Here is a 19,544-nt window from a genome sequence, read left to right as displayed (position 1 = left end):
ACTAAAGTTGATATGCCCTGCACTTTGTGAAACAAAACTTTGTTCAGTTTTCAAAGATCTACTTGTTCGAATCAACTCATTTAGTATACCCAAGATTCAAAATTGTGTCAACCATTATTTTGAATCTTTATTCAGCCAAATGTTTATCAACTCGCTGAAATGAATTAATTCGGTCATCCAACAACAACCACCTTGAATAATTATGCGTTCAATGAGTGACGTCGTCTTTAACAACAGGTAAAATAATACCAGCAAATCAAGAGTCGGTCAAGCACTTATTTCAAAAAAGTCAATTTATTTGCGAACAAACTCACGAAGCGCCTCTTGTTCCCAACCGTGACGCCGATCCGCAATGGGTGTAAATCCCTCATGAACATTGCGGCTTGTCCAATAATGTTTGTGATGATTTTCCGGCTGATCGATCGTAACAGCTTTAGGTTCCTCAAGACACCGAAGTGATAAAGAAATCTTCCCTGTAAATTCATCAATATCCAAAATAACGACCGTTAACGCCTGGCCAACTGATAAGTATTGATGAATATCCTTGACGAAACCGTAGTGGCACTCCGAAATATGAATCAAACCCTGCGTATTGTCACCAAGATCAACAAATGCGCCGTACGGTTGAATCCCAGTAACTGTACCAGTGACCTGTTCTCCAATATGATACATAATTGTTCCCTCCTTAAAATAAACATTATTTATCCGCTAAAAAGCAGTTCTCAAAGCTAGAAATGTCGGTCTTGAATCAATTAGTAGCATTATACCACCATACCCGCACAATACACGCCGCCACTATCAGACAAAAAATGACCTGTCCAGTCGATTGCACTGAACCGGTCATTTAACGTCTTAAGTTGCGCTTGTTAGTCGTCAATGATTTCAACAGAAGTCAGTTTAACATCCGTCAATGGCTTGTCACTGCCATCCGTCTTGACCGTCGCAATTTCATCCACCACGTCCATGCCTTCAGCAACTTGGCCAAAAACAGTGTGGCGAAAATCAAGCCATGGTGTGCCGCCCTTTTGATAAGCAGTCACGATTTCATCAGGGAAATGTGCATCCTTCATCTGCTCACTTAATTGCTCAGACAAATGTTGATTTTGAACAATAAAGAACTGGCTCGAATTCGTATTCGGTCCAGCATTGGCCATTGAAAGGGCACCACGCAGGTTATAAACCTCTTTTGAAAATTCATCTTCAAAAGGCGCGCCCCATTTAGAGTCGCCACCCATGCCAGTTCCGGTAGGGTCGCCGCCCTGAATCATAAAGTCGTTAATGACCCGGTGAAAAACGCCGTCATCATAATAGTTATCATTTGCAAGCGACACAAAGTTTTCAACCGCCTTGGGTGCTTGTTCTGGAAACAATTGAATCTTAATATCACCTAGCGATGTGTGCATGACCGCTTTAGGGCCATTGACCGTATCGAGATGTAGTTGTGGAAAACTCACCAGCAAAACCTCCATTATCTTTCTGATACCTATTCTATTATCCATGTTTGAAATTAAAAAGCAACTTTCCTGCCGATTCGACCATAAACTTCATGCGTTTTTCCTAAGATTCCACAAACCACTGGTATTCTGCTGGGTTTTTGATACAATGACGACATCTATGAAACTATATTGGATATCTATGATTTGAAAGGACTAATTGCCTACATGACCTTTTTAACGACCCTCATTGATTTCGTACTCCACATTGATCAGCATATGATCGCGATTGTCAACACATTCGGCGGTTGGACGTACGGCATCCTGTTTTTGATTGTTTTGGTTGAAACCGGGGCGGTGATCCTGCCGTTCCTGCCTGGTGATTCCCTGTTGTTTGCCGCAGCTGCGCTTGCTGCAAACCCTGAATATCACTTGAGTATTTTAGTATTTATTGTCATCTTCTTGGCAGCTGCCATCGGTGGTGACTCACTGAACTTCTTCATTGGCCGACACCTTGGCGTTGCCCTGACAAAGAACCGATTCTTTAGTCGCGTATTCAGTCAGCAAAAGCTTAATGAAGCGCACGGCTTTTTCGATAAACATGGTGCGATGGCGATATTCTTAGCCCGCTTCATGCCGATTATCCGGACGCTGGCACCATTTGTTGCTGCGACCTCGAATTACGAGTATAAATCGTTTATCAAATACAACGTTGCTGCTGCCATCTGTTGGGTCGGCCTCTGTTCCGCGGGCGGTTTTTTCTTCGGGAACATCGGTTTTGTCAAAGATCATTTCTCACTGGTCGTCATCGGAATTATCATCGTTTCCATGATTCCAGCCTTCGTGGGCTTTCTTAAGGGACGCCGGTCGCCAGCGGGAGAAGAATAGCGCGCAACAATCCGCTTTGCTGCTTGGCAGACTAAGTCCTTAGTTATCAAACTTACATGATGGCATCATTAAAACAAAAAGGCAGTGCCGTATTCCAATCGGAACGCGGCACTGTCTTTTATTGTGTACTCATTTTCAATTGGTGCTTCCCGAAAACAATGCCAAAAATCATCACGCATTCAAACAATCCAAATGCCATAATAAAACATTGCGCAAAGAAGCTCTCCGGCAAAACGTTAATCACGGGATCAAACTGAGGGTCAAATAACCAGTCTGAATTTCGAAATAGGATTTTATGAAAAGCAATGAAGAAACCGTTAAAGTTGACCAGCATGATCAAGCCAAACAGCACCGGAATCACCGCAGCAATTTGAAACGTCCGAATGAACATCCAACTTTGCTGATGACGCACTAATCGCACCACAAAAATGACCGCTGGTATAATCGTGACCAGCAAAATAACATTATTTAATAAAAACAAATGCTTCACATCAATAAAATGCTGCAGGCCGTTTGGTGACGTCGGAAAATTCATCATATCAAGATGGTGGACCCACGGCAGTTCAAGATAGGCAAGCAGCTGATGATAGTTTGTCATGATTTTACCAACCGATAAGCCAACCTGGTGGGGAATCGTACTAAAATTCAGGTTTAACCGGTACAGCCAAAAACTGTTGATCGTTAAAAAAATAATCAGTGAAACCAACGCCAGATAAAACACCGTCCAGGCAAAAAAACGCCGCAATCGTAACATCTATATCAGCTCCCAGTCATCCAGCGAGTCAATCTCAAACGTTGGCTGCCTGTCTTCTTGTTCGACCTCTGCTCGTTTTGATAAGCCGCTGTATACCAGCAGTGTATCGATACCAAAATCGAGGCCGGCAGTAATATCAGTGCGGTAATTATCCCCGACCATCACGACTTGGTCTTTGCGCAATCCGCTGCGCTTCAACGCATTTGCCATGATGATTGATCGCGGCTTACCGATATAAACTGGCCGCTGCTGAGTTGCGTAGGCCACCATTTCGACAAATGAACCCGCACCCGGCAGCATCCCCAGTTCATTGGGAATATTGGAATCTGGATTTGTCCCAATAAAAATGGCCCCAGCTCGAATCGCTAAGATGGCCAGCGATAGCTTGTGATAAGTCACATCTGAATCAAGCCCGACAATGACAAAATCAGGGTCATGTTCGGTCAAATGAAACCCACGATCCAAAAAAGCTTGGATCAAACCGATTCACCAACGATGTAGACACTATCCTGTCCAGGCTTAGCAACTTGAGCGACATAGTCTGCGCTAGCAAGCCCCGCGGTGTACACGTTCTTTTCCGCAACGTGAATGTCGTGGTTATCGGCTAAGTTTTGGACAACATCAATGGGCAATTTTGTGGTGTTGTTGGTCACAAACATAAAATCGGTATCTGTATCTTGGAGGCGTTCAATAAAGCGCTTAGCGGCCGGAATTCGGCGTTTACCTGCGTATATTGTGCCATCCAGGTCAATAAAGTAACCGTCGTAGTGTTTTTTCATGAAACGCGTCAGTCCTTTTTCTCTCTTATGGTAAAGCGCCGGTGCTTACTATGACCCACCGTTTTGACGGTACCGTCACGTTTACTCAGCGGTGTTTGCTTCACTTCTTTGATCTGTTCAGTCACATAAGCCGTCTGGCGTTTAGGCTGGTGGTTTGACCGGTTGTTGCCGCTATTGCGACTGTTGCGGTGTTGGCCGTTTCCATTATTGCTGCCGTTATGGCCGTTATTGCTGCGACCGTGATTATTATTTTTATTGGCGTTATTTTGATGCCGCGTGTCACTTGATTGATTACGGGCATTCGCTTGGTGTTGCTCACCGTCTTGAGGCGTCGCATTGTTGCGGTGAGACCCATTGCGATGGCGACGACTATTTGACGGCCGCGGTTTGCGCTTCTTTGGTTCCACGACACGGACGTCCTGGTTCTTTAACACAAAATAGGGGCAGCCGATGTTACAGTTTTCGTCCAGATAATCCTGTAAAGCAGTGATCTTAGCCTCGGCAGGCACATTTCGTTCTTCGCCGTAAAAGCCGCGCAGCCGCAACTGGCCAAAACCCCAGTCGCCGACTAAGTAATCATACTTCGAAAAATAGGCATTAAACCGGTCGCTAAGTTCCATTTTATCAAAGGCGTCCCGGTAGTTCGTCAATAGTTCGTATGGGTGATCATTGATTTGGTAGTGCGTCTCATCTTCGCTAACGACCACGCCACCAGCTGGTCGGCTGGCCCGCGATTCATCGATTAGTTCTTGTAATGATTTTTTATCCATGAACATCCTCCTTTCCTAGTTGAAGTGGGTAACGTTTTGCAAGATAGTCGCTTAAGACGTTCCGTAATAGTTTACCATACATAATTTCGTTTTGCCCAACGATGCTGATGGTCGGGAAAAACGGAATAAAGAGGTAGTGATCAGGCATAGCAATGGTATAGTGCCGGACGGGCGACAACACTTCGCCGCGGAATAAAACTTGTTGATCGTGCTCATCGTAACTGATACCTGAATAGTTGATCGACCCAAAGACCTTGCCGCGAAACCCCATTCCTTTAATGGGAAAACGGCTGAGAAAAACACGGTTCTTCTCCATTTCCCGAATCAGCCGCCAGAGGTCATACCCATTGAGTGTGACGCGCATGGCGTGCATGGCATGGGGCAGCAAGTTATGAAAATCGTTAGCGGTAACCTCACCGGCAGGCAAATCAGTCATGAACAAGCCGCCATTGATGATAGCCGCATCCGTTTGTGCATAATCTTCCAACGCGGCCAGCCCCTCGCTGGTCAACCGTGAATGGCCTTCCCAACTATGATCCATGGCAACGGGCAATGTCGCAATCTTGCGTTGGCTAAGCAGGTGTTCCCCCTCAGCAATGTAGCCGTTGATCTCATCACGGTCCGTGGTTGCCCGTTGCAGCGTGTCCGTTTTAACAACTGAGGCTTCCTTCGCAACAATATGGTGGTTTTCTAGTTGCAATTGAATGGTACCGATGTACTGACCCCACTTACCAGCAGCTGCCAGCAGTGACTGATTCACGAGTTCACCGTGAACTAATAGATGGTGCGTATGCGCCCCGATAATGACGTTTACTTCCGGGTACCGTTTAGCAATCATCCGGTCAACATCAATACCCAAATGCGATAACAGGACCACATCGTCGTACTGACCAGCGTATTGTGCCAACAAGCGCGGCAGCATCCGTTCAACTGAAATCGGCTGCCAGCCAACCAGCGGGTACGTCAGCGTATATGGCGCTGTCAATCCCAGAACCAAGATACGGGTGTGTGCGGCGGTTTCGATAAGTTTTGCTGGAACGGCCCATTTAGGCTGTGTTTTGTTTGGCGCCGTCAGAAGATTGCCTAAAATAACGTCAAAATTTGCTTCATCGTAAAGGTGATTGAGCTGGTCTTTGGTGTTGCCAAGCCCCTCGTTATTGCCAATCGTCACACCGTCGTAGTGAATCGTATTCATCAGCCGAATGTTAGCCGTCCCATCGGTTGCCTCGGTCAGTGCGTGCTCGCGGTCCATGGCATCCCCAATATCAAAAGTCAGCACCGTGTGGCCGGCTGCCTGGTACCGCTCTTTTTCCTCACTAAGATAACGGCGAATTTGCGGCCAGTTTTCCAGGTGTGAATGCAAGTCGTTTGTGTGGAGAATCGTGATTTTTTCAACGATTTTCCCATCGTCCTGCTTACCGTCTTTTTTGAAAGTCATCGTATTTCCCCTTCACCATTTCTTCAACCTCAGCCATGGAAAACGGTGTCCCAAACGGCGGCTTTTCAGCCAAATAATCCGATTCTGGGGTGTCCACGCCGACGTTAATATTTTCTTTGATACCCACGGCATAGTGGTGAATGTGGCCGTGAAGATTGATGATCTGCTTCACGATGCCCATCATCATTGGATAGTGGGTCATGTAGTACTGTCGGTGATTGACCTTGATCAGCACGCCCACATCATGGAACGTGAATTTTGGCTTGCCGCCGTATTCATAATTATGGGCCGCCAAGTATTTAAAAAACGACCGGCTATCATGATTTCCCTTAATCAAAACCAAGTGGCCGTTTAATTCGTTCAACACCTTTAAAACGGCCTCGTGAGAAACCTTTTCTGGTCGCGTAAAGTAGAGCGCAATATCACCAAGATGATACACCGTATCCTCCGGTGTCACCCGCTTGTTCCAATTATCAATGATTGTCTGATTCATTTCAGCCACACTTGCAAAGGGCCGCGGGGCGAATTTAGAGTCGCCGAGTAGATCCTTGTGAAAAAAATGTGTGTCCGCCGTAAAGTAATCCTTCACGTAAACCCCTTCTTTGCTAATTTCATTTGAAGCCCAGTAGGCGTTGTTTTCCTTACTAGTTTAACATGCTGTATGAAGAGTGCCTAGTTTGAGCTGTCAGCCTGTCGTGCATAATGACTACACGATTGCTTGTCCCAACCGCCTAATTTCGCGCCAGAACAATTTAAGGAAACCGATTCAGGTAACCATATTTCGGGTAAATACACAAAACTTGCGGGATTAGTGTTTCAGTTTACCTCGCATAAACGGTGATATCCAGCCATATAAGAGACCCCACCTAAAACCAAATGGGTTTCAGATGGGGCCTCTTATATTTCGGGAACAAAAACGCCTTTTGTCTCACGCTCTAAATGAGTTGTTAGTTATTAAATTACGGTAATGATGCCAGTACACTCACAGCAAACGCGACCAAAACAACGTAATCATACAATTGAGTTAATCATAATTCCGGTCTAAGTCTTCTCGACTACTACTCCGGTCCTTAATGGTCTTAAACGCCCACAAACCGACCAGCCAGATAACCGATCCAATCAGTGCAATCAGCGTCTCGGACTTGAACAGGAGCACAACGCCGACCATGGCCAAGAAAATCAGCACAAAGTAGTCAGAATATGGTGCTAACGGCATCTTGAACGTTAACTGGTCTTCCTGATGGTTAGCCTTAACTTCGCGCCGATATTTCAAATGGGCTAAGACGATCGACCCCCAGATAAAGAGGAAGCAGGTCGTCGCTACGCTTGAGATCAACGTAAAGACCTTGCCAGGAATAAACATGTTCATAATGACAACAAGGGCAATAATAACAGCTGAGAACAACAGTGCGTTAACGGGCACCTGCGATTTAGAAAGTTTTCCAAATCGTTTTGCCATCGGTGATTTACCGTTGTAGGTCAAGGAAAATAACATCCGGCCGGTCGTGAACAGCGAGCTGTTGCAGGCTGAAGCTGCTGCGGTCAACACCACAAAATTGATGATGGCAGCCGCTGCTTTGATGCCGACAGCTGAAAACACTTGCACAAAGGGACTCGTAGATGGTGAAATGTAGTGCCACGGGTAAATACACATTAGTGCTAACAAAGAACCCAGGTAAAACAGAATAACCCGCATCGGAATTTCATTGATGGCTTTAGGAATGATCTTGGCGGGATCAGTTGTCTCTGAAGCCGTCATTCCGACCATTTCAATCCCGATAAACCCAAACAACACCATTTGAAACGAAAGGAAGAATCCCTTCCAGCCGTTCGCGAAGAATTTCCCCGCAAACAGATTGCTGACCGACGCGTGACCAACTGGTGTCTTAAAGTTGATCACGACCAGAACAACACCAGCAACGATCAGCGCAATAATCGCCACAATTTTAATGATGGCAAACCAGAATTCCGTTTCGCCAAACGCTTTAACGGTGATTGAATTAATCCCCAGAAGAATCAACAGAATCACCAAGCCTGTTACCCATTGCGGTAAATTAGGAAACCAAAATTTCATATATAACCCAGCTGCCGTTAAATCAGCCATGGCAATCGTCAACCAGCAGACCCAATACGTCCACCCAGCCACGAAGCCCCACCGCTCGCCGAGATATTTCGTGATAAATTTAATATAGGAGTGGGCACTCAAATCAGAAAGCAGTAACTCTCCCAGTGCCCGCATCAGTAAGAAACAGGCAATACCAGCAAGTAAGTACGCCAGTAAAATTGATGGTCCAGCCGAATGAATCGACTCGCCAGCCCCCAGGAACAACCCCGTTCCAATCGTCCCGCCCAGTGCAATCAGTTGCACGTGGCGGTTTTTCAACCCTCGTGAAAATTCAGTTGTTGATGTCTCTTTGTCTGCCATGCATCTCACTCCTTATGTGTCAATATTATACACGGCAAAATGAGCATCCTTTAATGCGCCGGACCGGAAACGGTGGAATAATCATCATCAGACACCCGCAAACCCTATCATAACAGCGTCTTTGAAAATGATGAGAGTTATTCAAGGTTAGGTGAAGAGGATTCACGCAGTACACGATACCAGTGTTGGTCGGCGGTGCGTGTTGCCTCGCTGACACATATCGCCGACTAAGCAATGACTTGATAACAACCAGATTCAGCCTTCAGTATTGGCTGGTGATACAAATGATATTTTTTGTATTTGCTCAATCACCTGACTATGCACATTTTTACAAAACACTTGTCATGTGTACCCGTTCCACCAAATATCTTCCCAACTCATCAAAAAGTAAAACACCACGGCATAGCACGTATATATTCTCTTTTTTAGCAAAGCGTTTCAGAAAAAAGGTCAAAAAAAGAGCCCAAGAAATATATCTCGGACTCGTCATCGAGTGACTTAAGCCACCCTACTATTTAGTTAATCGTTCAACATCACGAACAATCATTAATTCTTCGTTTGTTGGAATCAATAAAGTTTTAACCGTTGCGTCTGCTGTTGACAGATCACGTTCAACACCGCGAATGTTGTTCTTTTCTGGGTCAACGCCAATGCCGAAGTAAGACAGTTTGTCAGTCACTTCTTGGCGAATCGGAATATCGTTTTCCCCAACACCGGCAGTGAAGACAATGGCGTCAACACCGCCTAATTCAGCGATGTATTGACCAATGTATCTGACGATGCGGTTAATGTACATATCACGGGCTAAGTGCGCCTTAGGATTTTTATCCTGAACTTTTTCAAGGTCACGCATGTCAGCAGAGTATTCGGATACCCCAACCAAACCTGACTTCTTGTTCAAAATATCGATCATGTCATTAGGATCCTTGATGTTTAATTTTTCCATCAGGAAAGTCACTAATGAGGCATCAATATCACCAGAACGGGTAGCCATCATGATCCCTGCCAATGGGGTAAAGCCCATTGAAGTATCATATGATTTGCCGTCCTTGATGGCCGTGATCGACGCACCGGCACCAATGTGCAAAGTGATCAGCTTCAGGTCTTCAAGCGGCTTGTTCAACATTGCTGCAGCCCGGCCAGCAACGTAACGGTGGCTGGTCCCATGGGCGCCGTACTTCCGAGCACCAAACTTTTCGTAATATTCGTAAGGAATCCCGTACATGTAGTTCACTTGTGGCATTGAGGTATGGAATGAAGTATCAAAGACCGCAACGTTTGGCACGTTAGGCAAAATCTTTTGGAAGGTCCGGATACCCATTGCTTCAGCTGGGTTATGCAGTGGTGCATATTCAGAAAGGTCTTCGATCTTCTTTAAGGCATCAGCATCAACTAAAACGGAGTCGGTAAAGAATTCACCACCGGCAACGACCCGGTGACCAACACCAGTAATTTCATCGTAACTCGCGATGATCTTTAAGGACAGAAGTTGGTCCAACATGATGTGGATGGCTTCTTCATGATCCTTAACATCCTGGGTGTTTTCGTACTTTTTCCCGTCACCATACTTGATGGAAACGAGTGAATCGCCTAAACCGATTCGTTCGATTGCACCACTAGTGAGCACCTTTTCTGATGGTACCTCAAATAATTTGAACTTTAATGTTGAACTTCCTGCATTGACCGCAAGTGTCTTTCCCATGTCTGACAAGTCTCCTTTTTATTTACTTAGCGAGTAAGTCATTTAATTCCCAATCAACGATCTCAGCGATAAATTTTGAAAAACCGTCCTGATCCTTGAACGACGGAAATTCACCCAGCATGACCTTATTAGCCTGCTTGGCAGCTCCGCCGTGTCGCTGGAGTAACAAAACTGCTTTCTCTGATTCCTTCGCCGCGAACAGATTCTTCGGCAGGTTGAGAAAAGCTTGCAAGTAGGCGCTGTCTTGCAGCCACCCAAGCAGGTTCTTCGCCTCTGCCGATTGAAAGAGCTGACTTGGAACTAAAAAGATTCCAAATCCGCCGGGCTTCACCGATTGCATGGCTTGTTCCAGCAATAGATGATGTACGTATGAGTGACCTTCCTTTGCACGAGTCATAAAGTTGGTCACTTTTTGATCCAATGGATAATAACCAATTGGCAGGTCTGAGACAACCAGGTCAGCTGAGTTCACTAATAGGTCACCCAGTGCATCCTGATGCCGCAGTTCTACCGGTGCGTGTTGGAGCGTTACGTTAATGTCAGCCACCGCCAGCATTGAGTCGTCATTATCAATTCCAATCCCGGAAACCTCGTGTTTCGTGGCCTCGCTTAATTGGTTCATAAGGGTCGTCAATAGATTAGCAGTGCCGACAGCCGGATCCAGGACCACAAGTTTTTCTTGATGTTCGACTAACCGGATCACAATGTACCCCATGACCATGCCAATCGTATCAGGCGTTAATTGATGATTTGCCTGGATCTCGTCTTCCTTGATTGCCTTGAGCATCACCAGCTGAACTGCCTGGCGAATACTCTCAGTTGCCAGTTGGTCCAAATGTACGTCGTCATAAAGCGCTTGCAATTGCTCAACAGTCTGCCGAGCTGGTTTGCCGTCTTCCACTTGTACATTGCCCGCGATCAGGTTATCACCTGATTCGATAAAGGCGTCAACGTACGAAGTATCCAATGCCGAACGTAACAACTGAGCCGACTGATCAAGCACATTAAACAGCGCTTCGGTTTCTTTCAGAGCCAGTGTTGTCAACCTCCTCTGTTTTAAGGATTATCCACAGAATCTATCTTACAAATAATTGCTCACTAATTCAAGCAAACAATGTAAAATTAAGCCCAGCTTTACTAATGCGAGACGTCATTTATCGCTTGTGAATAATTGTGTATAAGGTCGTTGTAAGCGTGCTGCTGTTGGGCATGCCCCTGCACCTCGAGTAATAAGAGCACCATTAACAGGCTCAGGAAAACCACCGCAAATAAAGTCACAAAACCGTTTCGTTTCATTTTTTCTCTCCTACAATGGTCATGCCTTCGAATCGTTGCTTGATCGATGTGGTCAATTGAATGTTGAGGTAGTCTGATTTCTCAGTAAATTTACAGGAGGCGATGTTTTGCATGAGGGGAACGTAGCCACCTTGGAGTCCCGTCAACATGATTTCGTGCTTGTTCGGACGAAAGCGAATGATATAATCCTTGTCCTCCGTTTTACTGTGAACAAAAACTTCATCACCGTCAACGTGATCTAAATCAAATCTATACCGGCCACCCTCAATGATACCAAGGAACCCATACCAGTCCAACTGTTCACTATTACGTTGCTGTTGATTGTTATTGAGCCACTGATACCCCATCTGAACTGTTAAGAGCGCCAATGCAGTGACAAACAATGCAATCATTGTTTCTAATAAAGTAAACCCCCGTCGCGTCATGCGTGCTCACTTTTCTGACGACTCGGCTCGTCCGGAAGTCTAGCGATAATCGATTCACTGGTTTTACTGTCATTTTCCGGTTGCGACTGACTTTGACGAGATGCCTCTGGTTGGTTCGGACGCGCTTGTGATGCGCTGTTTTTGGGGTCGTTCAGCGATGAAGATGACTCAGATGTCTTAGTTTTCTTTGCTTTTTTCTCCTGATTCGTCGACTTTTTCTGTTTGGTATTAGGATCACTTGCTGGAATCAGTGTTTCATATTTTTGGCGCAGGTGATACACCTGAAGCTGTTTTTTATGAGACTGCTGCGACATCAGCTGATGCATGCCAACAAATGTTAAGACGCCTAACCCGATCAGCACAAGACCAATTAAGGCGTCACTTAAAACAAAACCCCGCCGTCTAGTATTTTTCAAGTCTGTATAACCCCCATCCCATTTGTACTGTCAGTTTTCTGTTACCATTCTTTAATTGGGAACGAAACAAAAGTGTCTGTGGATCGGCGTGACTGTCGGCGTAAATATGCACAATCAGCAGCGGATCTTTAGAATTTGGTTTCTGTGGTACATCCTGCGGCTTATTTTCTCCCTTTTTTGCTAAGCCAAGGAACGTTATTGTCTTGGGATACTTGATAACCTGGAATTTTTCACCCTCGCCCTTAAAAGTTCGAAAGACGACTTTGCGCGCATAAAAATCAATAAACGTGTGCCGGACACGGTATTTTGAAGCATACTCAGCCTCCTGCCAATTACTGTTAAACGTGTGCCAAAAAGTCTGTTCAACACGTGGAGACCTGCGGCTGACACCTTGACTTACAATCATCGTCAAAAGTAACATACTCGCCACGATGCCAATAACCACTACGGATTCAATTAAAGTAAAGGCGTTACGATGCTTTATCTGGAACGACATGATTTTTTTCAATGGTCATTGTTTCCTTAGCTTTGTTGTACTGTTTTTGTGTCAGATAATTTTTTTCAAACAATTCTTTTAGGGAAACATCGGTGTCGGGTTCCTTTTCATTTTGCTGATCTTCTAAATATAATTCAGCTTGGGTCTGGACCATCGTCTGCAAGGCTTCCGTGTGCACAGACGTTGCATGATCCTTTTGCTTCGTGATATTCGGGACAATAATCATAATCAGCAGGGCAATAATAAAAATAACGATCGACATTTCCAGTAAAGTAAACCCCTTACGATTGCCATGCGTTACCCTGCGTTTTTTCGGCCATTTATTCATCAATTAAATCCTCCAATCATTTGATACATCGGTAAAAACAAACTCACATAGGTACCCACGATCAGTGAACCAACCACCAAGAAGGCCAGCGGCTGTATGAGACTCATGAGTGATTCTAACCGGTGTTTTAAACGTTCATAATAGATTTCTGTCAGGGCACCTAATTCAGCACCCATTTCTTCCGTATTTTTACCAGTTTCAAGCAACAACCGTAATTCTTTAGGAACAAACCGATACTTCTCCAAGATTGGCCCAAGTTGCTGACCCTGTTTTAAATAACCGTCTAATTCATGCCCAAATTGATAAAGCAGACTTGTTTTTTTAGCATCTTGAACCGTGGTCAAAATGTCTTGTAAGCCAAGACCTCCCTGCACCATGATTGCAAGTAGGGACAACAAATAGTAGCCATAGTATGTTTGAACCACACCGCCTATGACCGGCATTCCAGCCAACGATTGAATTCGTTTGAGTGCCGGTAACTGTCGCACTTGCATCCAAATGACCAGGCCAAACAATCCGATCACGAGGCCGCTTAGTGCGATCCACACTCCATGACCACTAGGGGCCGGCGCATCCGTCAGCTCACGAATCTCCGGGAATACAAAGATTTTTAGCCCGGTGAAAACAAACGCTAAAATTATCATCAGCACAAACGGATACTGCAATAATCGTTTGATACGCTCTTTTCGTTGATGGGCCGTTGTCAGCAACCGGCTGATCTGGCTCAAACTGTGACTCAACTGACCATGCTTTTCAGCTAATTGCAACTGCGTGCTGATCTGTTCATCGATATAGGGATCAAAGGTTCCGCTGATTGACTTTCCCGCCTGCAGCTGGGCATTAATGACCTTCAGATCTGAAAGATGGTGTTTAAAAACCACCTCGCAAAATCGAAACGCATGCCGTACCGAAAAACCAACGTTGAGCAGGTCGCTTACCAGTTGAAACACTTCAGCCTGAAACTTTGCTGGCCAGGGTTTAACCTTCTTTGAAACGGTCGACGGTTGTTGCTGTGATTTGACCCGCTCGTTCGCAATCATCTAAATGCTGCCTCCATTCTGGGGTCATCCCCGTTTTTAGTTCCCATTCAGGTGACACTGGGCCACGTTTTAAATCTAGTAATGCTGTTGATCCTGCATCAACAGCAGGAAGTAGTCTTTGGTAGGCAACGCCCGTCACAGCCTGATGGATGGCAGCTTCCGGAATACCGAGCTGACGCAGGCGCGTGATGATTCCGTAGACGTTCAAAGCGTGGACCGTGCTGAAAACAAGATGACCGCTTAAAGCCGCATCAACGGCTGCCTGGGCCGTTTGCCGATCCCGAATCTCCCCGATGACCAACACATCTGGTCGGTGACGCAGTGCGACTTTGATCAGGGCGTCATAGGACATATCTGCTTCATTGTTGACCTGAAGCTGCAAAAACGAGGCTTCAGTTATCTCAACGGGATCTTCGATCGTTAACACAGACTGTTTCTCACTTAAAGAGCGAGCTAATTGAAAAATCGTGGTCGTTTTGCCAGATCCGGTCGGGCCCGCAAATAAGATCAATCCCCGCAGGCCGCACCACTCCTGTAATGTTTCCCATTGACCCGGCACTAGAAAATGAGTTTGTTGCTGACCAAGCGGAAACAATAATCGGACGACAAGGGACTCCTGCTGCAGAAAATTACCCACGCTCGACAACCGCAAATTAATATCGGTTCCATCGATTTGGACGGTCATTGCCCCGAGTTGGGGCCGACGATTTTCCGTAATCGCCATATCTGCGCGATACTTAAAGTGCGCGATGAGTTGGACACCAGTCTCCTGGGGTAAACTCTGAATTAGAATTAATCCTTCGATACCGTGTTCGTAAACAACGTAGGCATTTCCGCGCGGTAAAATGTAAAGATCGGAGCTTCCAGCAGTCACTGCGCCCTTTAGTAACTGCTGACCAAGTGCTTCAATCATGCTTATCACCTCCATACCCAATACCTACGCAAGATTGTTTGAAACCACAAAAAAAGTCACGAATTTTTCTCGTGGCTTTTTGATTATTTTATTGAACTTCTTTATGACAAGCTTTTAGCTGTCAATCTGGACACAAAAAAAGCACACCCATCAGGTATGCTTTTACGATCTAGTCGACACTTTCAGGTAACGTCGCAGCTTCGTAAACATCCGAAACATCATCGTTGTCTTCAAGCTCATCAATTAAACCTGTGTATTGAGAAATCTTTGCTTCTGGTACTTCAGTGGTGTTCTCTGGGAACATCCGCACTTCGGCAGTATCCAGATCGTACTTTTCTTGAAGTGCGTCACGAACGGCAGTCAAGCTCGAAGGATCTGAGTAGATTTCAAATTGGTCGTCGCTGGTCTTCATATCATCAGCACCAGCATCCAATGCATCCATCAAAACAGTATCTTCGTCGGCATCTAAGCCATCGCGTAAAATCACAACATAACCTTTACGATCAAACATATATGAAACGGAACCGGCTGCGCCAAGCGAACCGCCATGGTGTGTGAACGCAGAACGAACAGCAGCGGCTGTCCGGTTCTTGTTGTCAGTTAAAGCAGCAACCATGATGGCTGTCCCGCCAGGACCGTAGCCTTCATAAGTGATTTCTTCGAACTTCGCGCCGCCAAGGCCAGAAGCCTTGTCAATTGCACGTTGAACGTTGTCCTTAGGCATGTTAGCAGCCCTGGCCTTATCCATCACCAATCGAAGTTGAGGGTTGTTTGCTGGATCAGGATCACCTGCTTTAGCGGCTTGATACAAATCACGTGAGATTTTTTGGAAAATTTTTCCACGCTTAGCATCTTGGGCGTTTTTACGGCCTTGGATGTTATGCCATTTTGAATGTCCTGACATCGTTAACTCCTCTTTTCTTGTATTATTTATCGTTGTACAGACTACATTATATTAGCACGCAGAACGCGAGAGTTCAACACTTGTGACTAAATTTACGAGCCGGTAGTCCAGATCGTATACGTGGTGACAGCGACCCGTATTACCCTGCCGCGTGCAACAGCGTCATGACCAGAACAAACAATGCCGCCAAAACCTGCAGAAAATCGAATAAAAAGTGGGTCAAAATATTTTGCCAAATGTTTTTAGACCAGTAGTAAATCAAGCCGAACCAAGCACCTACGACCATGTACGGAATCATTTGTGTGACGTCCCCATTAAAGTTGTTCCAATGAAATAGTCCAAACAAGATAGAGGATAAAATCAGCATCAGCCAAGTGACAATGCCTCGGTTGCGCCACTGGTAGAACCACGCGTGACGAAACACGATTTCTTCCGTAAACGGCGCCATCAGAGTAGTTAGACTAGCTACCAGCGCCAAACCAGCAGTCTGCACACTCAGCACATCAAGCCCCCCTGCCGCCGAGGAAGTGTGAATGAAGAGATTAAGACCCATTCTCACAGCCGGTAATAACAAGTAAGTGATCACTACAGCGCCTATGTCCAAGAAAAAGCCCCGCCAAAAATGCAGTTTAAACGTTTGCCAGTCGCGTTTCAAGACGTCTTTAAATAGCCAAATCGCGGCCAAGAAGCCAAGAAAGAAAACCACGTCAACAATGATTACTTTTACCAATTTAGAATGGAACGGAATGCTCAAAAGTGTCCCAAAAATCAATTCTGCGATGGGAATTAATATGGCGTAAAACGCCATCTTCATGCTGGCAGATTCATTTGTTTTTCTGTTAAAATCCATTTTCTCCCGACTCCTCTGTGTCACATGCTGATGTGGTGTTGCTTTAGGCAGATCAGCATGTGTTTTAATGATTAGAACCCCTAAACCTAAGAAAACGATGGCATAAATAATGCCGGTCAACAAACTTGTGCCAGCTGCGTTACTCAGCGTGCCAAAAGCTAATTGATCAAAACTATCAATGATTGCATGACCGATTATCGGCAACCATAAGTTATTGCTGATTAAATACAGTGCGGCCAAAAAGAAACCTAACCCCACTGCTTGCATGATCTGGGCGATCGTGTCGAGCAAATTACCGCTTTGAAGCACGTTCACCGTGTGTGCCAGGCCAAAAACAATACCGCTCCACAGTGCGGTCCAGAATTCTGACATCCCAAAATGTGCACGTAAAGTGGTCACCAACAAACCGCGAAAAACATATTCTTCAAAAATGGCAACTACTACGCCCAGCACAAGTGCCCACACAATTGCACCCACTGTGAGGGTAAATTGGGGGTTCAGTGTTGCATCCCCGACGAGCACGATCAGCAGTGCGAGTCCCCAAAGCCAGTTTCGGTCAATCTTCGCCCACCAACTGACACGTGTTTTCAAATAGAACCGGTTAAGTGCCCAAAAAACACCAAAGGCAATTATTTCTGTAATCGCCGCTTCGCCGTTCGTCACATATCCGAGTGATGAATAATGAAAAACAATATGGCTAACAACGCTCGCAAATGAGAGCACAATCGGCACCAACACGAAAAGTCCGAGCAGAAACACTGATAAATGTTTTCTCAAAATCCTTCTCCTCCAAAGTTACCAAATCACCTTAATATGGGCATGGCGATGGGCTAGCCGCTGTTCACGAAACGCGTCCAAGGCTAGATAATAACCTGCCGATTCATCCCCATGTTGTGACCGATACGTCAACTCGTTTCGCGCAGCAACAGCTAACATACTGGTTGCAAAAGTGCTGGGCATTAATTTGTAATACAAATACAGGTTGCTATGTTGTACAAGATCCATGACCAATCTTCCCTCCTTGTTTAAAGCATCGTGTATATTACAAGTATATGACAAGTTACAAATTATTCCTAACGTTGCGATGGAAATTTAATAAATTAAAGCTATTTTGACCGTTGGCCTGGCAAGCTGATTCTGTGAATATTGAGATAACTGGAAAATCACGCTATTGTGTCGGTTTATTGATTGACGCTGGTTTTCTACTGACTGTTTTTTTGCGCGTAACCTGGGTCAGGGATGACTATTTTCGACAGCGATAAGTGATTTTTCAATCAGATCCTATCTTCGGTGAACTTGGCACCAAATGCGATTTTACTGACCATTCAGCCTGGACAGATTGGAGGCATCAAAGTTCATCAACTTAGTATGGGTATACGCAATATGAACCATTGAGCTACCTCATCTTTAGTGATTCCACTGGCCTTTAACCGCTGTGCGCCGCTCAGAACACAAAAAAAGCCACACTCCCCCATTAGCGAGTCTGACCTTCTTACAGTAGAAATAATTTAAATTAGTTAGTGGTGTCACGCTTCATTAACCCGTATGGCAACAAGACCGTCTTTTCCTCGGCTTCTTCGTTGTTCATAAACTTGGTTAACAGACGCATGGCAACCGCACCGATATCATACAGCGGTTGGGTGATCGATGACATCTTAGGCCGAACCATTTCAGTCAACTTAGTATCATTACTGGTAATAAGTTCAAAGTCGTTTGGTACGTTCAGACCGGCATCGGTAACACCGTTCATCACACCGGCAGCCAGTTCATCGTCACCGATGACCGCTGCTGTGGCGCCAACTGACTGCAATGCTGGTTGCAGTAATTGGCCAGCTTTATATGTGTAATCCGTTTCGAAGACTAGCTTGTCATCATAGCGAATGCCAGCCTTCTTCAAAGCTTGTTTATAGCCTTTTAGACGGAAATCACGGTTGATTGGATCGGCTAAGCTTCCTGAAATGAAAGCAACTTTCTGGTTGCCCCGGTCAATCAGGTTCTTAACGGCTTCTTCAACCGCAGCTGTGTAGTCAATGTTAACACTAGGCATTTGGCCCTTTTCATCAACACAACCGGCCAAAACGATTGGCGTCTTAGCCCGGTCAAATTCTTTCCGAAGTTCTTCACTGACAGCATTGCCCATGAAGACAATTCCGTCTACTTGCTTAGCCATTAAGGTGTTTAACACCTGAACTTCTTTTCGCCCGTTCTCATCAGAATTCGTTAAAATGATGTTGTACTTATACATCATTGCGATATCATCGATACCTCGAGCCAGTGCTGAGAAGTAAATGTTGGTCACGTCAGGGATAATCACCCCAACCGTGGTCGTCTTTTTGCTGGCCAAGCCACGAGCAACTGCGTTTGGCCGGTAATCCAGCCGTTCAATCACATCTAAAACTTTTTTACGAGTTGCTGGCTTAACGTTTGGATTCCCGTTAACCACCCGTGAAACCGTCGCCATTGAAACGTCGGCTTCACGGGCAACATCGTAAATTGTCACAGTCTGTTTATCCATTGCGATAGCCCTTTCTTTATTGATATTATTCGTTTTCATAGATTTTCAACAACTTATCCAATATAACAGATATGTTTTCAGAAATCAATTTGAAAACGTTTTCATCTTGATGATACTCTATTCAGCCCCACTTTTCAAGATGAGCAATGCTATAATGAAGTATTCTTACAAG

Annotated in this window: 20 protein-coding genes and 1 pseudogene; 1 reads left to right on the top strand and 20 read right to left on the bottom strand. The window is 45.3% G+C overall.

The features are described 5' to 3' along the window. Nucleotides 1-294: 294 nt before the first annotated feature. Nucleotides 295-675, bottom strand: a complete 381-nt coding sequence (locus FC82_RS12465; RefSeq protein WP_412778488.1) for a CvfD/Ygs/GSP13 family RNA-binding post-transcriptional regulator — start codon at nucleotides 673-675, stop codon at nucleotides 295-297. Between the two features lie 191 nt (nucleotides 676-866). Next, nucleotides 867-1,457 (bottom strand): peptidylprolyl isomerase, encoded by a 591-nt coding sequence (locus tag FC82_RS12460; protein WP_153021033.1) that lies wholly within the window; start codon nucleotides 1,455-1,457, stop codon nucleotides 867-869. 204 nt (nucleotides 1,458-1,661) lie between these two features. Between FC82_RS12460 and FC82_RS12455 the strand changes: the two genes are divergently transcribed. Next, the gene (locus tag FC82_RS12455; protein WP_056997176.1) at nucleotides 1,662-2,321 is read left to right on the top strand and encodes a VTT domain-containing protein; all 660 of its coding nucleotides are present in this window, start codon (nucleotides 1,662-1,664) and stop codon (nucleotides 2,319-2,321) included. Between the two features lie 118 nt (nucleotides 2,322-2,439). Here the strand turns inward: FC82_RS12455 and FC82_RS12450 are convergent, their stop codons facing one another. From FC82_RS12450 to ccpA, 18 genes and pseudogenes are all read right to left on the bottom strand, one after another. Beyond that, the gene (locus FC82_RS12450; protein WP_056997175.1) at nucleotides 2,440-3,075 is read right to left on the bottom strand and encodes a TIGR01906 family membrane protein; all 636 of its coding nucleotides are present in this window, start codon (nucleotides 3,073-3,075) and stop codon (nucleotides 2,440-2,442) included. Continuing rightward, nucleotides 3,076-3,854, bottom strand: a pseudogene (locus FC82_RS12445) (TIGR01457 family HAD-type hydrolase). 8 nt (nucleotides 3,855-3,862) lie between these two features. Beyond that, the gene (locus FC82_RS12440; RefSeq protein WP_054761070.1) at nucleotides 3,863-4,624 is read right to left on the bottom strand and encodes a YutD family protein; all 762 of its coding nucleotides are present in this window, start codon (nucleotides 4,622-4,624) and stop codon (nucleotides 3,863-3,865) included. After that, nucleotides 4,617-6,062: a bifunctional metallophosphatase/5'-nucleotidase gene (locus FC82_RS12435; protein WP_056997174.1), complete on the bottom strand. Its 1,446-nt coding sequence runs from the start codon at nucleotides 6,060-6,062 to the stop codon at nucleotides 4,617-4,619. Before FC82_RS12435 ends, FC82_RS12440 begins: the two co-directional genes overlap by 8 nt. Next, on the bottom strand, nucleotides 6,040-6,651 hold the full coding sequence (locus FC82_RS12430; RefSeq protein WP_054761073.1) for a metallophosphoesterase family protein: 612 nt from the start codon (nucleotides 6,649-6,651) through the stop codon (nucleotides 6,040-6,042). The genes FC82_RS12435 and FC82_RS12430 overlap by 23 nt, the downstream gene beginning before the upstream one ends. A 435-nt stretch (nucleotides 6,652-7,086) precedes the next feature. After that, complete coding sequence (locus FC82_RS12425; RefSeq protein ID WP_056997173.1) at nucleotides 7,087-8,487, bottom strand: amino acid permease; 1,401 nt, start codon at nucleotides 8,485-8,487, stop codon at nucleotides 7,087-7,089. 511 nt (nucleotides 8,488-8,998) lie between these two features. Beyond that, the gene (locus FC82_RS12420) at nucleotides 8,999-10,189 is read right to left on the bottom strand and encodes an acetate/propionate family kinase (RefSeq protein WP_054761075.1); all 1,191 of its coding nucleotides are present in this window, start codon (nucleotides 10,187-10,189) and stop codon (nucleotides 8,999-9,001) included. A 22-nt stretch (nucleotides 10,190-10,211) separates the two neighbouring features. After that, complete coding sequence (locus FC82_RS12415; RefSeq protein ID WP_235809236.1) at nucleotides 10,212-11,234, bottom strand: class I SAM-dependent methyltransferase; 1,023 nt, start codon at nucleotides 11,232-11,234, stop codon at nucleotides 10,212-10,214. Nucleotides 11,235-11,481: 247 nt separating this feature from the next. Beyond that, on the bottom strand, nucleotides 11,482-11,910 hold the full coding sequence (locus FC82_RS12410; protein ID WP_056997172.1) for a ComGF family competence protein: 429 nt from the start codon (nucleotides 11,908-11,910) through the stop codon (nucleotides 11,482-11,484). After that, the gene (locus FC82_RS12405) at nucleotides 11,907-12,326 is read right to left on the bottom strand and encodes a type IV pilus modification PilV family protein (protein ID WP_056997171.1); all 420 of its coding nucleotides are present in this window, start codon (nucleotides 12,324-12,326) and stop codon (nucleotides 11,907-11,909) included. Before FC82_RS12405 ends, FC82_RS12410 begins: the two co-directional genes overlap by 4 nt. After that, entirely contained in the window at nucleotides 12,313-12,822 is a 510-nt protein-coding gene (locus FC82_RS12400; RefSeq protein ID WP_162260952.1) for a type II secretion system protein, read from the bottom strand. The genes FC82_RS12405 and FC82_RS12400 overlap by 14 nt, the downstream gene beginning before the upstream one ends. Beyond that, the gene (gene comGC / locus FC82_RS12395) at nucleotides 12,797-13,150 is read right to left on the bottom strand and encodes a competence type IV pilus major pilin ComGC (RefSeq protein ID WP_056997169.1); all 354 of its coding nucleotides are present in this window, start codon (nucleotides 13,148-13,150) and stop codon (nucleotides 12,797-12,799) included. The genes FC82_RS12400 and comGC overlap by 26 nt, the downstream gene beginning before the upstream one ends. Beyond that, a complete protein-coding gene (locus FC82_RS12390) occupies nucleotides 13,150-14,190 on the bottom strand; it encodes a type II secretion system F family protein (RefSeq protein WP_054761082.1) in 1,041 nt (346 codons plus the stop codon). Before FC82_RS12390 ends, comGC begins: the two co-directional genes overlap by 1 nt. Continuing rightward, complete coding sequence (gene comGA, locus FC82_RS12385; RefSeq protein WP_056997168.1) at nucleotides 14,129-15,103, bottom strand: competence type IV pilus ATPase ComGA; 975 nt, start codon at nucleotides 15,101-15,103, stop codon at nucleotides 14,129-14,131. The genes FC82_RS12390 and comGA overlap by 62 nt, the downstream gene beginning before the upstream one ends. Nucleotides 15,104-15,272: 169 nt before the next feature. Continuing rightward, nucleotides 15,273-16,007: a YebC/PmpR family DNA-binding transcriptional regulator gene (locus FC82_RS12380; protein ID WP_056997167.1), complete on the bottom strand. Its 735-nt coding sequence runs from the start codon at nucleotides 16,005-16,007 to the stop codon at nucleotides 15,273-15,275. A 139-nt stretch (nucleotides 16,008-16,146) separates the two neighbouring features. Continuing rightward, on the bottom strand, nucleotides 16,147-17,634 hold the full coding sequence (locus FC82_RS16560) for a CPBP family intramembrane glutamic endopeptidase (protein WP_082620355.1): 1,488 nt from the start codon (nucleotides 17,632-17,634) through the stop codon (nucleotides 16,147-16,149). A gap of 18 nt (nucleotides 17,635-17,652) precedes the next feature. Beyond that, nucleotides 17,653-17,862 (bottom strand): hypothetical protein, encoded by a 210-nt coding sequence (locus FC82_RS12370; protein WP_056997166.1) that lies wholly within the window; start codon nucleotides 17,860-17,862, stop codon nucleotides 17,653-17,655. 508 nt (nucleotides 17,863-18,370) lie between these two features. Beyond that, nucleotides 18,371-19,372, bottom strand: a complete 1,002-nt coding sequence (ccpA, locus tag FC82_RS12365) for a catabolite control protein A (protein ID WP_056997165.1) — start codon at nucleotides 19,370-19,372, stop codon at nucleotides 18,371-18,373. Nucleotides 19,373-19,544 lie beyond the last annotated feature (172 nt).

Origin of the sequence: Secundilactobacillus collinoides DSM 20515 = JCM 1123 (genome assembly GCF_001435975.1) — a bacterium.
Taxonomy (GTDB): Bacteria; Bacillota; Bacilli; order Lactobacillales; family Lactobacillaceae; genus Secundilactobacillus; species Secundilactobacillus collinoides.
This window is presented reverse-complemented; position numbering and strand designations above follow the sequence as displayed.